Genomic DNA, 13,576 nt, shown 5'->3' on the forward strand with positions numbered 1-13,576 from the left:
CGTTCATTCGTCGATTTATTGCTTGGTCAAGTTGGCTACTTGCCCGGTCGCGGCGCTCTCGAGAATCGCATGGCAGACCTCGAGGCTTGCGAGGCCCCAGCCGTCGGACTGTATCGGTGGCTGGTTGAGCCGGATCGCGCGATAGAGAGCTTCTAGGACCGGTGATCGTGGAGCCGGATCCGCGGGGGCGGGGAAAAACGCCTTCTCGAAGTCACCCCAAACCTCAACACCTTTGGCGGTGAGACGGAGGTCCGCTCTGTCGCAGCTGATGATAACTGGTCCGAAATGCTCGGCATAAGGAGCAGGCTTAGGAGCATCCACGGCGCCATAAGTGCGGCCGGATTTCAATCGTGCTTCTTCCTCGGAAGAGGATACCTGAGACAGGGCTTTCCTTGCTTTGCCGTAAGCGGCCATGTCCTTTTCTGAGCCGAGTTCGCCAACTCCATCCTGAAGAATGTCGCTGTCGTAATGTGCGTAACCCGAGTAAGCCAGCGTCGCAAAGCTACCGCCCTCGAAGGTCACCGTCGCAGAATACGCGCCCTCCGTCGGACGTCTTTTGTCCCAGGATCCCGTCGTGGCGAAGACACTCTCCGCGCGCTTACCCATGAGGGTCCGCACAACGTCGACCTGATGCACTGCTTGACTGAAGACAACCCCACCACCTTGTGATGTATCGAGTTCCTCCGGTCGCCGAGGCCTGTAGAGAAAATCTGTGTAATTGATTGCGGTGATCATCCGCACATCGCCGAAATCTCGGGAGGCGATCATGTCCCGGGCTAAGAGCACTGGCTGGTCGAAGCTGTGACTGGGACCAGTGATAAGTTGCACGCCGTTGCGACGCACAGCACTGACAATAGCCTCAGCATCCTCGAGTGTGATCGCAAGGGGCTTTTCGATAAGCAGGTGTTTGCCACCCGCAGCCAGTATCTCCGCATGTTCTCGGTGCATCTGGTGCGGAGTCGCCACATAGACTGCCTCTACGCTCGGATCTCTGGCTAGTGCACCGACAGATTCATGAGCGTTGCCGCCAAACTCGCTCAGGAATGCTGATCGGCTTTCCTCGCGCGGCGCGGCGCAGGCAACAATCTTGGTATGAGAGTCCACGCGAAGGCTGGGGAGGGTCAGCATGAACCCTCGACCGAGTCCGGCAATGCCAAGTTGGATCGGGTCAGAGGTCAATGACCAGATCCCCTGTTTTCGCCCGGGAGACGCAGATCATGATGTAGTCGTTCTTCTCTTCATCCATTAGGACGAGGTCACGGTGATCAGCTTCGCCCTCGACGAGGCGGCATTTACAAGTGCCGCAAGTCCCGCTCTCGCAGGAGCTCACTGTTGGCTCCCCTGCATCGCGAAGCGCTTCTAGGATTGATCGATCAGCTGGCACTTCGATCGTGTGGCCGCTTCCCGAAACAGTAACCTTGAAAGGTACGTCGTCTTCCCGAACGACTGCGACGGCATTGAAATCCTCGAAGTGCACGCGTCCTTCAGGCCAGTGGCCGGAAACCGCCTTGATCTCTTCCATCAGGGGGGCCGGTCCGCAGCAATAGACATGCTCGGTACCCGGTTCCTCGAAGTGATCCCAGAAATCGTAGAAGCGATCCAGGCTACCCTCGTCATGGTGGACGATCGCGCCGGGGAATGCCTTGCACTCTTCGAGATAAGCGGTCTCCGCAGCCGATCGCGTGCAGTAGACCAGCTTGAATGGCTTACCCTCTGCCGTGAGCTTTCGAGCCATCGAGAGAATAGGGGTTACTCCAATGCCCCCTGCGATAAGCAGGTACTTAGAGGCACCGACCAGTTCGAACTCATTCTCCGGCGGCTCGACCTGAAGCTCGGTTCCAACGGTTGCGTCATCGTGCATAGATGATGACCCGCCTCGCGAATTCGTTTCCCGTTTGATCGCGATCACATATTCCGCGGGTGCACCGCCGTCATTCAGCAGTGAATAGCGGCGCATAGCACCGCTGGGCGTCTCTATCGTTATATGCGCGCCGGGCGTGAACGCCGGAAGTTCACCATCGTTCTGCGGAGCAAGCGTGAACTCGCAGATTTCCGGCGTGAGGTCCTTCCGCGCAATGACCTTCATCGACATGCGCTGTTCAGGAACTTCCATTTTCCACCCTCTTGTCCAACTCGTGTTGAGTTGATATTAGATATCTAATAAGTTCGTCAAGCGTTCAGCAAGACCCGGTTTGCCGTGCGCTGACCAACGAAACGGGAGGACAGATATGCTGACAGTCGAAGAAAATGATCTGCTCACGAAGGTCGAAGGCGATGCGCCCATGGGCGAGCTCATGCGCCAGCATTGGACGCCTGTCTGTTTGATCGAAGAGGTCGCCGAGCCTGACGGAACCCCGCTTCGTGTCGAGGCGATTGGCCGTTCCTACGTTTGCTTCCGCGACACAGAGGGGCGTATTGGTCTGCTCGACGAGCTCTGTCCGCACCGAAAAGCATCGCTAGTTTTTGGGCGGAATGAGGAATGTGGCCTGCGGTGCCTCTATCATGGCTGGAAGTTCGACGTTGATGGCAATTGCGTCGCGATGTCGTCCGAACCGGAAGAGTCGCCATTGCATGGCAAGGTCAAACACCGCTCCTATCCGGTTAAAGAGTGGGGTGGCTTTGTTTGGGCATGGCTTGATACGGAACGAGATGCGCCTGAATTCGAAGCGCCAGCATTCGCTCCTGAGGAAAATACCCGCGTCTCGATCCTAAAGATCCGTATCCCTGCAAACTGGGCTCAGGTCACGGAAGGCCAGATCGACAGCGCGCACTCTTCATCGCTTCACTCTTCGGACATGAAACCTGCCAGAGTCGAAGGCGCGTCGGCCGACGATAAAGCTTGGTATCGTCCATCGACGGACAAGTCGCCGAAGATGCAAACGCAAACCACTCCCTATGGTTTTCACTACGCTGCGATCCGCAAACCAATCAAGAACGCAGGGACGCATAACTATCTGAGAATCACTGAGTATATCGCGCCATACACGTCACTGATTCCGCCGAACAACAACTACAACGTTGCAACAGTGATCGTGCCGATCGACGACGAAACATCGCATTTCCACTTCATCGCTTGGGGTGGAAAAGCGTGTCCGTCGACTGCGGAGTGGCGGAAGTTCAACCACACCGAACCGGGGATTGATCTCGATGAGAAGTGGTGCTCGAAGCGGACGCTGGAGAACAATTTCCTGCAGGATCGTCAGAAGATGAAACTCGGGAACTTCACGGGCGTTCTCGGGATCCCGAACCAGGACATCGTGATGTGGGTCTCCATGGGGGCGAGAGTGGACCGGTCGACCGATCTGCTTGGCGCGTCCGACCTTGCGATTGTTGAGTTCCGCCGTCTTATGAGCGACGCGGCTCGCCGAGTTGCCGAAGGTGGTGCTGCAATTGGCACCGAAGAGCCGCGTGTCCCGCACGCCACGATCTCTTCTAAGGAAGGTGTCTATTCCAAAGAGATCGATTGGCGAAATCTCGGGACGACGGAAGAGTCTATCGAGGCGGCTGAATGACCCGGAAACCCGCAAATCTCCTTGACGAATCAGCGAAAATTGATAGATATCTAATTTTATAATAAGATATCTAAGAAGTTGGCTGGGCAGCTATAATTAAGAAACTTCAAAAGCGCCGCAATAAGGGAGGGACGCTCACCTAAGAGTTGGTCGTCACGCATGATGCAGGCCTCCGAGCACATGGTTCGGTGCTTTTCGCCTATATGCGGTTGCGGAACTCGAGACAGGCAAAATCCAAGACGATTTGGGGAATTCGGCTGGCGATGGCGACGCTAAACGCCAGCCGTATTCTCGATGAGCACCCACAAATCATGTGCTTTGTGGGGCCGCGAGGAACCCATGATCGCCCCGCTTATCAACAAGAAGACCATCAAATTGCGGGTCGGGTCCGGCGACGTCATCCGGATGAAGAGGTGGGAAGCGAAGCAACCTACCAAAAAATCTCAACTGGGAGGAAAAGATGAGATTGAAGGCACTGGTACTCGCACTCGGACTGACAGTGTCAGCCGGTGCGGCAAATGCACAAACCCTTGACCTGACCCTGTCCGGCGGTAATCCGGGCGGTCTTTGGTCGCTCCTCGGAGCCGGTATGGATCGGGCCGCGAAAGCGGAAGATCCGAACGCTGTGATCACCTATCAAGCAACCGGGGGCGGCTTTGCCAACATTGGACTGTTGGCCGCCAATCGCACTGATCTCGGAATGGTTCATGACGCTGAGGTCAAGCTTGCGCAGGATGGACAAGAGCCCTTCCGCGCGCCGGTCAATAACATGCGAGCCATCGGCTACATGTACAATTGGGCTCCGATGCACTTCTTCCTCAAGAAAAGCATCGCCGAAGAATACAAAATCGACAGCCTCGACGATCTCGCTTCATCGAAAGCCCCGTTGACGATCGGCATCAACCGCTCGGGCAATATCACTGGCAATGTCGCGCTCTTCATGCTCCAGGCCGCTGGTCTCGATGAGGATACTCTGAAAGGAAACGGTGGATCCTTTGTCCGAGCAGGCGCGAATGAGCAAGGCGACCTGATGCAGGACGGGCGCATCGACATGGCGACGAACGGCATCTTTATCGGCCATTCCTCGTTCCGAGCAATCGATCAGAATACTGACGTCATCCTATTGACGATCCCTGACAACGTTATCGCTGCGACGAACGAGGCGTTTGGGACCTCGGCTTACAAGATCCCTGGCGGCAGCTACTCGAAGCAAACGGGTGACGTAAACACCATCGCCCTCGGCGCCATGGTCGTGACAACTGAGAACATGGATGACGCCGTGGCGGAAAAGGTGGCCCGCAGCTTCCTCGACCACATCGATGAGATCCGCAACGTCCACAAAGCTATGAAGCAGCTTTCACCGGAACTCATGGTTAGCCAGCGTGTGTTGCCGTTCCATCCCGGCGCTGAGAAAGTCTACAAAGCGGCAGGGCTGATTAAGTGACATTCTCGCTTGTTGCAACTGGACGCCGACGCACCTTTGACGGTGCGTCGGCTAAAGCCCTGACAGTGGTGGCCGCCGCCTTCGCTTGTTGGGTGATCTACGCAAATCTTTTTGTAATTTCGGATCCGCTCGTCCTCGGGATCCTCTTTGTCTCAGGTATTCTGACGATACTCTTCGTAGCCGTTGGGCATTCGCCCCGTGCACCCGAGCAGCCTACGCTCCTGGATTGGGCACTCTCCGCGCTCAGTCTGGTTGCCGGTGTATTCTTCTTCATAAATTCCGAGGTGATTTCGGATCGGATCACTCTCCTCGATCCTTTCACTGGCCCGCAGTTTTTCTTCGGAACGGCTTTGCTGCTGCTGACGTTAGAAGCGACGAGGCGCACGACCGGGGCAGGGCTGACCGGTATTGTCACGCTTTTCTTGATTTACAACTGGTTTGGCTATCTGCTTCCGCCGCCCTTCGGACACGGGATTTCCGACTTCTCGTACCTTCTCGATATTCTGGTCTTCACGACGGACGGAGTGTTCGGTGTCCCCGTGCAGGTTGTCGCTAGCTACGTGTTTCTCTTTGTCCTATTTGGCACGCTGCTCTCGAAAGCAGGGGGCGGAGAGTTCTTTTTCAACCTTGCGGCCGCGGCGACCGGTAACAGCCGCGGCGGTCCGGCGAAGGTCGCGGTAATCTCCTCGGGGCTCTACGGAACGATGTCGGGTAGCCCGACCTCTGATGTCGTGGCGACAGGGTCGATCACCATCCCAATTATGAGGCGTCTCGGGTACTCAAAGCGGTTTGCGGGGGCGGTCGAGGTGGCAGCTTCGACCGGTGGCAGCGCAATGCCGCCGATCATGGGCTCAGCAGCCTTCATTCTCGCCGAGTATACGGGTACGCCATATCGCGAGATCGTCTATGCCGCTCTGATCCCTGCCTTCCTCTATTACATCGGGGTGTTCTGCCAGGTGCATTTCAGGGCAGTTCATAGAGATCTTAAGCCCTATCCCGACGGCATCCCTAACATGAGCGAAACGTTCGTCCTCGGTTGGCCGTTCTTGGTGCCGATCGTGATCATTATCAGCGTGTTGATGGCGGGTTATTCCCCGGTGTTCACCGCGGGCGCCGGGGCATTGGCCGTCGTGGTCGGAACGTTGTTCTCGAAGAAAACCAGGATGACTGTGTGGCAGGTTATCGATGCTCTGGGCGAGACGACGCTACGTATCCTTCCGGTAGCAGGTGCTTGCGCTGCCGCCGGACTAGTCATCGGGGGGCTCTCGATGACAGGTCTCGGTATGAAAGCAGCCAGTGTGATCATCGAGATCTCAGGCGGTGCGCCAGGGTTTACGTTGCTTCTCGCAGCAGTCGTCACGATCATTCTAGGTCTCGGTATGCCGACGCCATCAGCTTACATTCTGGCTGCGGTTCTCGTCGGTCCGGCACTAACCAAGATCGGCTTCCCGGTGCTCGAGAGCCACATGTTCTTGCTCTATTACGCAATCCTGTCGGCCCTGACGCCCCCAATCGCAGTGGCGGCATTGGCCGCAGCTGCAATTGCGGACGAGGATCCCTTCATCATTGCCTTTGATGCGGTTCGTCTGGCCGCGGTCGGTTTTTTGATGCCGTTCGTCTTCCTCTGGAATCCAGCGATCCTTGGGCAGGGGACATTTTTCGACATCGGCCTCGTTGCTGTTGGCGGCGTAGTCGGAGCAATCGCGATTGCAGTGTCCTTCGAATGGATAAATTTGAGGACATCGGGTGTCGCAACTTGGCCTATTCGGGGACTCTTGGTCGTAGGGGCAGCTGTATCTGTCGCTCCGCAGACGATCATCTCACTGGCTGGAATTGCAGCAACACTCTCCGTCCTTGGTGCGATCTACTTTCAGGCTGCGCGAAAAAGTCCCCGCCACTCCGCGCCAGGAGAGTGACTGGTTCGTTCAAGATTACCCCCGCACTGGTCGCGTAAGCGTAGCCGGTGCGGGGAACGGAACAGTGGTGTTCACGTGATGAGAACACCGGACTTGATTACACGATTAGGTCTCTAATAATTTTACAACTCCTCACCATGAGGAGGGCGGCAAATTGACAGGCATTCAACTCCTTGGTTGCCGCCGCTCTCCCCAATCCTGAGTTTTATATTCTTCTCGTAGCAGTCAGCCGTTCGGCTGGTCGGAGAGATATTTTGGAGCGGTCCTCATGCCCATGAACACGAACAGCGGAAAGATGAACACCTCTCTGCCGGACTACAGAGAAGAGAAGGGGCTGCTTCCTGATGGGACTGAATACCTGATCCGGGTCCCTACCGAATGGTCGGGCGTGCTGATTAGGGACCTCGATTTTGCGATGGGCGCAGTCAACCCCGAGAGGAAGGACCGCTATCTCGACATGCTGAGCAGAGGCTATGCGGTCGCGGGCACCGCTCGGCACAGACTTCGGCAATGGCAATACGATCCTCTCCGGGAAATTGCCAATCTAGATCGCGTTCTTGATCGGTTCGAAGCGCGCTGGGGATCGCCAGGGACCGTGCTGCAGTATGGGTGTTCTGGCGGCGGGCACATGGCGCTCACGGTTTCCGAAAGCTTCTGCGAACGGGTTCATGGCTCGATTGCGTTGGCGGCCCACACACCAGTCTGGTTGATGAACTGTTTCCTCGATGGCTGGTTCGCCCTGAAGGTCCTGCTGGCCGAATATTACGAGGGAGCCGGATATGGACCGAAATCGGACTTGTCGATCGTATCGTTGCCGAACGATGGGAGTTCGCATCCGACCGGTCATGGTATGGAGGGCAAGTTGCCTGAAGCTTGGCGCCGAGCGTTCCGGGCGGCACAAGCGTGTCCGGAGGGGCGCGCCCGAATTGCCTTGGCATTCACGCTAGGGCAATGGCCTGCTTGGATGGCTGACGGTACGAGTTTGCCGGAACAGACCGATACCGACGCACTTCAAGCCGCCATGTTTGAGTCGGCACTTCGCCTGGCGCAGAGTCCCGGCGGCGAAGCCCGCATCATGTTTGAGAACGCTGCTCAGGGCCAGCAGCTGTCCTGGAACGACGATGTCGACTACGTAGAGTTCTTCGAGAACGGCAATGCCGCGCTGAAGCGAGCGACAGAAGAGCTTTATGGTAAGACGACAATTGAACTGGATGACGACCTGCGGAGGATCAACGATGCGCCGCGGATTGAGGTGTCCTCCTATGCTCTCGAGTTCTGGAGCCAGCCCGGCCGTACGATCTTTGGTAGGCCGAAAATTCCGGTAATACGTCTCCACATGGTGGGCGATTACCAGATCCCGTATACGCTCGTTCAGGGATACATGGACACGGTTATGAAGAACGGGTGCTCTGACTTGGTCCGGACTGCCTTCGTTCATTCGACGGGGCACTGCAATTTTTCAACGGCGGAAAGCGCGACTGCTGTCGAGGCTATGTTGCAGAAACTTAGAACTGGCGCATGGCCTGACACGAACCCTGAAAGCCTGAATGCTCTTGGCGATTCCTTGAAAACTTACTCGGCCCCGCGATTCATGAGTACCGACAGTTACGAACTGCCGAGATTCAATCGCACTTGGATTGCATGAGCCTTACTTTGGAAGCTTGTTCGATAGATCCTGAAGATCTCATGCGGTGAGGTTTTTAGGATATACCCATTGTAAATCTATGAGTACCCAATCTAGCGCGCTTTCCATATCCGAAAATGCATGGACAGGATGGTCGCCCATCCCTTTGCTATGATTAATGGCCTTAAAAAAGGAACTGGCAGCGGCCTTGCCCTGGTCCATACCAACAACGAAGGCGACTGGTCCCGTGCCTTCATGAACAGCTAAGAGCTCTTCTCTGATTTGATCAAAGGCGTTTAACCAATCTTCTTGTGGGGGATCTGAATCCCTAATATCCACGATGCTAGCGCGATTTTTGAAATCAACCTCGGCGAGGGTTGTCCGCAATAACTCGGACCTCTGAACTCGCCAGCTTTCAAATGCGAAAGTGCCTGACATTCGTACTAAGAGGATGCCATTAGCATCCAAAGTCATATCTATCGCGAAATCATCCATTTGAAGCCATCGTACTCGACGAAGATTTTAATGCTCTCGCAGTGAGATTCGTGCCTGAAATTCCGCGAGGCAGTTTCCATAGTGCCGCAGCGGTCAGCAGTTCCTTTGTTCCGATGGAGTGTGCTCGATTAAGCCCTTCGGGACTTAGAAGGTCACAGGCTCCAACGTAGGAAAAATTTCCCAGAGCACTCGTTCCGAAGGCTATAGGGAATCGGTACGAGCGAGTCCAGATCGATTTTGATGATTTTACTAAAATACTAATTATTTTCTTAGGGCGATATTGAATTTGTTTATCGCAAGAAAATAGTGGATTTCTCTGATTTTGGGGTGAACAGAAGGCTCATCTCGGTCAGCTTATGCCTGCTGAGACAGTCGACCAACTGTTTGCGATTATCCCCGCTGAATTTCCAATTATCGGCAATTGTATTGAGGGGAAATTAGTAAATTTGGAGGAAACGGAGCGCCGTCGATTGATAGATTGTCGTAGTAAATTTTTAGGTTTTCCCAATGCGAAGCATCTTTTCTTCGTCGGTATGCTCCAATTTTGAATCGGATAGTAGGGTTATCGCTTCCAGTAAGTTGTTTAGGGTAGCAGTCTACGCTCTCCTTCACGGCAAGATCGCTTCTATTCGATGGATATACTGTAGCGGTGACGTTGAGCGCTATCACCTCCGAGCCGGTACTGTTGAATTTTGGAGATGTCTCAAGATAAACCGTCAAAGGGTCACCATTCGACAAGGCAGTTAATATGTTACCTATTTCTCTGCAATGTGTAGTAGTGCTGCCTTTAGTCGAAATAAAATCGATCCATAGCTTAGGTTTTATAGTTTCACTTCCTGGGGTCCACCTAAGTGAAAACATAGGTGCTTTACAGTGGAGTTGGCCTAAAATTATGTAGCCACCACCGCCAAATTTTTCCTCCCAAGGCGCACGTACTTCGTACATGAAGCTGCAGTTCTGCGTCAGCCATCTCGATGGATCCGATTCCGGCTTTATTGAAAGTTCTATGCGATCGAACTCATGCCCTGTGTCCTTGAGCTCAGGTCGGTCTTTGTCGCCAGGCCACTGCTCTCCATGACGGAGTTCGAAAGCGACTGTATTTCCGTCAAAGTGATATCGGTCTTCTAACGCCGATTCTGAATAGGCTTGAAACAACACGTCGTATGCCAATTTAGGGCCTCCCCAATGACCGCTTTGAGTAAACCTATCATCGGTTGATCCCGAAATGCACCTGCTCCGAACGGTAGAAAGTCGTTATGTGAACGCTGTATTCTGACAGAAAAGGTGGTGGCTTTGTGCTGCGGGTGGCGTCGGTACAGGCGCTAGTCCAGATCGCAAAACGTCGTGAGATCAGCAGGGCTTGCGATGACCTACATGACTGACAGAGGTGCTGCCTTTAATGAGTGGGGTTGTAACTCATGGAACTAGTTTGATTTAGCGCCAAGTCGGTTGGCGCCTGCTGTTGTTTGCCGAAGCCGTTGAGTGAAAATCGTAATGTCGGTCGGTGGGCAATAGTGGGCATTTCCTGAGTGCACAAAGAAGGACGCTTGCGACTGAGCTGGTGGCGGAAAAGTTTGTTGGTTCGCTCGTTGACGCAGTTATTTTCGATGGCATGACAGCGCGGCAGGATTAATCAGGAAACGATTCATTCGCCCGTTCTTGGATGACAGAACATGTCGCCATGAGTTCGTCGAACGATGGGGCGCTTCCATGGAGGAGCCCCGCTTCAACCATTTTCCTGTAATCCTCTTCTAGTACTCGCCTTGCATCTCCCTCAGGCACAATGCGCAGAGAACCAGTGACCGCGGCCGTATAGTCGACGACGGATCCCTCAGAATCCTTTTCGCGAAAGAAAATGGCCTTATGGCGCGCAACCGAGCCAGCAATCCCCCGATCCTCAATAGCGGTCTCATAATCTGGCGAAAGAGTCATAGCGGCGAGGTCGTGCCAGTGCCGCGCGAAGCGTTCACCCTTCAGCTGCGCCTGTGCGCAGTAGACATGGGCTGCGGTCGCTTTTTCCCAGAAAGTCCGCTCGAGCTTCATGACGCGTGGTGCGGCAGTTGGAAATGAGATTTCGGAGAGATGCGGTGCAGCGTCACAGACGACCTGGTGTGGCTCCGTCGGCTCACCGGTTGAGCGTGCACCGAATTCAAGCATGACGGCAGGTCTGACGTATCCATATCCCTCCCGGTGTCCCGGGAAGTCGATATAGAGGCGCTCGTTGGCCTCCTGGCGGAGCGTGGCTTTTACTCCATCGCGTTCCATCGCCGCGAGCAATAGCGGTTTGATGGTTTGGTCGATCCAGCCGGGAAGCTGCTGGCGGACTGCTTCCGTCCATTTCTGGCCTTGGCTGCGGCTTGGCGGAATCCCGTCGCCATCACCAGCCATATCCGGAAGCATCGCCCGGATGTCATAAGTCAGGTCAATGTCTTCGGAGAAGCGATCGATTATCCCGTAGACCTTGGAGAGTGACGTGCCCCCTTTGAACGATAGGTGCTGTCCTACCTCTGCCTCGAACAGGACCGAGAGTGCCCAGACGACCCACACATCCTTCTCCAGAAGGTATGCAGGTCGCCCGGATCGTGCCGCTGCGATCTCTAGTGCTTCACCTTGATCCTCCAGTGAAAGCTCAAAGTACGTCTCACCCATGCGCCACTGCCTCGCTGACGGCCTTAGCCATCCACGACGGCAAAATGGATCGAGATGCAGACAAAGCCTGCCATTCCGTCTCTGGCAAAGTGTTCTTCAACTTACTCAGAGCCTCCCGAGCATGCTTCTCGCCTAACCACGAAATGGCGCGGATCGCCTCTCCCGCAGGGCGTCTCGGCATCGTCATTTGCCAGAATGGCGCATGCCGAATTTCAAGGATCTGAGACCCCAGTTTAAGGTGCTTGCCTCGACTAGCCGTAAGGAAGATCGATCGAATGGGAACCTGAGTCGTCAGTCCAAGCGCATTCGCAGCCGCCGCCCCATGCGAAACAATCGCTTCACCGGCCGTGCCCGACAGAGATTCGACCACTTTCGAGGCTGACGGAGGGCGAACACCGAAACGACTCTTCACCGGAACGACATATGAGCCGCGAGAGATGCGCAATAGATGCCCGCTCCGGGCGAGCCGGGAGAGAGCCTGGTCCACGGCTGCCCGACTCCCGAGGTGCAACATCGCCTTGGGAGTGATGACGGCGCCTTCAGGCAGCGCATTAGCCTCTTTCAGAATGCTTTCACTCATTGAAGTCATAGCTCGTACTCCTGTTTGTCAGAAAACATAATGTAGTTTCTGACAAACTTCAATCTCTACGTAACCGGGGGAACCCGAGAGCGTCTAACGGCATCTCGCGCACCAATGCATCTGATGTTCGAAAATCGATAGGTGAGAACTCGGAGTGTGCCTTTGTCGCCCCGCTTCTAAAGACATCTCCGCAATTAGGACGTCCTATCGAAGCCGTATGGTCCGCCATAGGCGCTAACCCGCCACTTTAGGGGCGATGCCATCTGGCTTCTCCCCGCGGCACATCGAAGCGCTCAGGTTGCCTGTAATTTCCAGGTGATGCCGCCGAGGGCGATAGCTAAAGGCGGGGCTCACTAGCTTGTCAAAAAGCGAGCATCATTGTTCTAGAGGATCGGGGCGCTCACTATACTGGGTCAAACGGCCGAGCGATTTTCATATCCCGCAATCTTGCGCAGGGCCTCGACGAAAGCGATAGGCAACAGGATACGCCCTTGTGAGGTTACGAGGCCGAGAACCGGATCGATCTTAAAGCCCTCATCATAAAGAAATTTATCGCTAAGAAATTTTTGGACAGCCTGCTTCTCGGCTTCTGAGAATATGTCTGCAGTAGTTCTAGGATGATTGTCATCCGCCGCAGGGGCGGTCGAAGGCAACGATGGCGTTTCGTCGTAACACTGTTCTGGAGTGAGGTCGCCAATCGGCGTCAGCCTTTGGAAGGCCTGACGAAGATTCTTGAGGTCCTGCTTAAGTTGATCGCGCTCCTCCGCGATTGACCGGATCTTTGCCCTGACGGTCTGGTCAGCTACCTCCGAGATCAACGCCTCTATCTTGCTCGAGGCATATGACTTGCGACTGACGGAGCCTGTATCGAGATCCCTCTGTGCCGTCGCGCAGAGGTCCACCAACCGCTTCAAGCGATCAGGTTGGTCACGTATTCCCTGAGCTTTCGGGCTTCCCCATCGCTGCTCTGTGGCCCGGCCAACCTCAGCTACCGTTATGCGTTTTCCTGCATCGATAAGGTCCTGGCAAACTGTCCAGACTCGGTCGATGGACGTTTTCCCGCGGGAGGTGGTCTGTACCAAAAGCTGGTCGCGGAATGTCAGCGCGGCAGCCTGAGCATCTGATAGTTCTGATGCCTGGGACATGGTTCCTGAAGCCTCCTCGATCGGCACCCGTATACAGGACGGATCTACACTCCGGAAACCTAGCAACTAAAGTGCTTAAACCCGAAGCAGTTGCTCATGTGATCTGCCAGTAAGCAGCTATCCCGAGGGTCCCTAGTCAGTATTCGTACATGACCATAGCGATTTCATAGCTTGTGTCGAGAACCAGAGCGAACGAGATACTCAAGCAAGG

General features: G+C 55.0%; 11 protein-coding genes. 4 read left to right on the forward strand and 7 right to left on the reverse strand.

The window, feature by feature from the left end; translation table 11 throughout:
• Nucleotides 1-15 precede the first annotated feature (15 nt).
• Nucleotides 16-1,179, reverse strand: coding sequence for a Gfo/Idh/MocA family oxidoreductase (locus tag JJ959_RS06960; protein ID WP_292881330.1), 1,164 nt, complete (start codon nucleotides 1,177-1,179; stop codon nucleotides 16-18).
• Nucleotides 1,169-2,113, reverse strand: coding sequence for a PDR/VanB family oxidoreductase (locus JJ959_RS06965; protein WP_292881333.1), 945 nt, complete (start codon nucleotides 2,111-2,113; stop codon nucleotides 1,169-1,171). The genes JJ959_RS06960 and JJ959_RS06965 overlap by 11 nt, the downstream gene beginning before the upstream one ends.
• Nucleotides 2,114-2,228: 115 nt before the next feature.
• On the opposite strand from JJ959_RS06965, the gene JJ959_RS06970 reads away from it, so the two are divergent.
• From JJ959_RS06970 to JJ959_RS06985, 4 genes are all read left to right on the forward strand, one after another.
• Complete coding sequence (locus JJ959_RS06970; protein ID WP_292881336.1) at nucleotides 2,229-3,512, forward strand: Rieske 2Fe-2S domain-containing protein; 1,284 nt, start codon at nucleotides 2,229-2,231, stop codon at nucleotides 3,510-3,512.
• A 460-nt stretch (nucleotides 3,513-3,972) separates the two neighbouring features.
• Entirely contained in the window at nucleotides 3,973-4,956 is a 984-nt protein-coding gene (locus JJ959_RS06975) for a TAXI family TRAP transporter solute-binding subunit (protein WP_292881339.1), read from the forward strand.
• On the forward strand, nucleotides 4,953-6,872 hold the full coding sequence (locus tag JJ959_RS06980) for a TRAP transporter fused permease subunit (protein ID WP_292881342.1): 1,920 nt from the start codon (nucleotides 4,953-4,955) through the stop codon (nucleotides 6,870-6,872). Before JJ959_RS06975 ends, JJ959_RS06980 begins: the two co-directional genes overlap by 4 nt.
• Nucleotides 6,873-7,140: 268 nt before the next feature.
• Nucleotides 7,141-8,517, forward strand: a complete 1,377-nt coding sequence (locus tag JJ959_RS06985; protein ID WP_292881345.1) for a hypothetical protein — start codon at nucleotides 7,141-7,143, stop codon at nucleotides 8,515-8,517.
• Nucleotides 8,518-8,556: 39 nt separating this feature from the next.
• Here the strand turns inward: JJ959_RS06985 and JJ959_RS06990 are convergent, their stop codons facing one another.
• From JJ959_RS06990 to gmtX, 5 genes are all read right to left on the reverse strand, one after another.
• Nucleotides 8,557-8,991, reverse strand: coding sequence for a hypothetical protein (locus JJ959_RS06990; protein WP_292881348.1), 435 nt, complete (start codon nucleotides 8,989-8,991; stop codon nucleotides 8,557-8,559).
• Between the two features lie 411 nt (nucleotides 8,992-9,402).
• Entirely contained in the window at nucleotides 9,403-10,161 is a 759-nt protein-coding gene (locus tag JJ959_RS06995; protein ID WP_292881351.1) for a hypothetical protein, read from the reverse strand.
• Nucleotides 10,162-10,620: 459 nt separating this feature from the next.
• A complete protein-coding gene (locus JJ959_RS07000) occupies nucleotides 10,621-11,640 on the reverse strand; it encodes a nucleotidyl transferase AbiEii/AbiGii toxin family protein (RefSeq protein ID WP_292881354.1) in 1,020 nt (339 codons plus the stop codon).
• Nucleotides 11,633-12,229 carry a DUF6088 family protein gene (locus tag JJ959_RS07005; protein ID WP_292881357.1) on the reverse strand — a complete coding sequence of 199 codons (597 nt, stop codon included), beginning with the start codon at nucleotides 12,227-12,229 and terminating at the stop codon, nucleotides 11,633-11,635. Before JJ959_RS07005 ends, JJ959_RS07000 begins: the two co-directional genes overlap by 8 nt.
• A gap of 404 nt (nucleotides 12,230-12,633) precedes the next feature.
• Nucleotides 12,634-13,365 (reverse strand): gamma-mobile-trio protein GmtX, encoded by a 732-nt coding sequence (gmtX, locus tag JJ959_RS07010; RefSeq protein ID WP_292881360.1) that lies wholly within the window; start codon nucleotides 13,363-13,365, stop codon nucleotides 12,634-12,636.
• Nucleotides 13,366-13,576: the final 211 nt, after the last annotated feature.

This window comes from Nisaea sp., from assembly GCF_017640745.1.
Classification (GTDB): domain Bacteria; phylum Pseudomonadota; class Alphaproteobacteria; order Thalassobaculales; family Thalassobaculaceae; genus Nisaea.

Excerpts from the sequence above, each read along its gene's own strand:
- JJ959_RS06965 (WP_292881333.1), bottom strand. The coding sequence starts at position 2,113 with ATGGAAGTTCCTGAACAGCGCATGTCGATGAAGGTCATTGCGCGGAAG.
- JJ959_RS06970 (WP_292881336.1), top strand. The coding sequence starts at position 2,229 with ATGCTGACAGTCGAAGAAAATGATCTGCTCACGAAGGTCGAAGGCGAT.
- JJ959_RS06975 (WP_292881339.1), top strand. The coding sequence starts at position 3,973 with ATGAGATTGAAGGCACTGGTACTCGCACTCGGACTGACAGTGTCAGCC.
- JJ959_RS06985 (WP_292881345.1), top strand. The coding sequence starts at position 7,141 with ATGCCCATGAACACGAACAGCGGAAAGATGAACACCTCTCTGCCGGAC.
- JJ959_RS06990 (WP_292881348.1), bottom strand. The coding sequence starts at position 8,991 with ATGGATGATTTCGCGATAGATATGACTTTGGATGCTAATGGCATCCTC.
- JJ959_RS07000 (WP_292881354.1), bottom strand. The coding sequence starts at position 11,640 with ATGGGTGAGACGTACTTTGAGCTTTCACTGGAGGATCAAGGTGAAGCA.
- JJ959_RS07005 (WP_292881357.1), bottom strand. The coding sequence starts at position 12,229 with ATGACTTCAATGAGTGAAAGCATTCTGAAAGAGGCTAATGCGCTGCCT.
- gmtX (WP_292881360.1), bottom strand. The coding sequence starts at position 13,365 with ATGTCCCAGGCATCAGAACTATCAGATGCTCAGGCTGCCGCGCTGACA.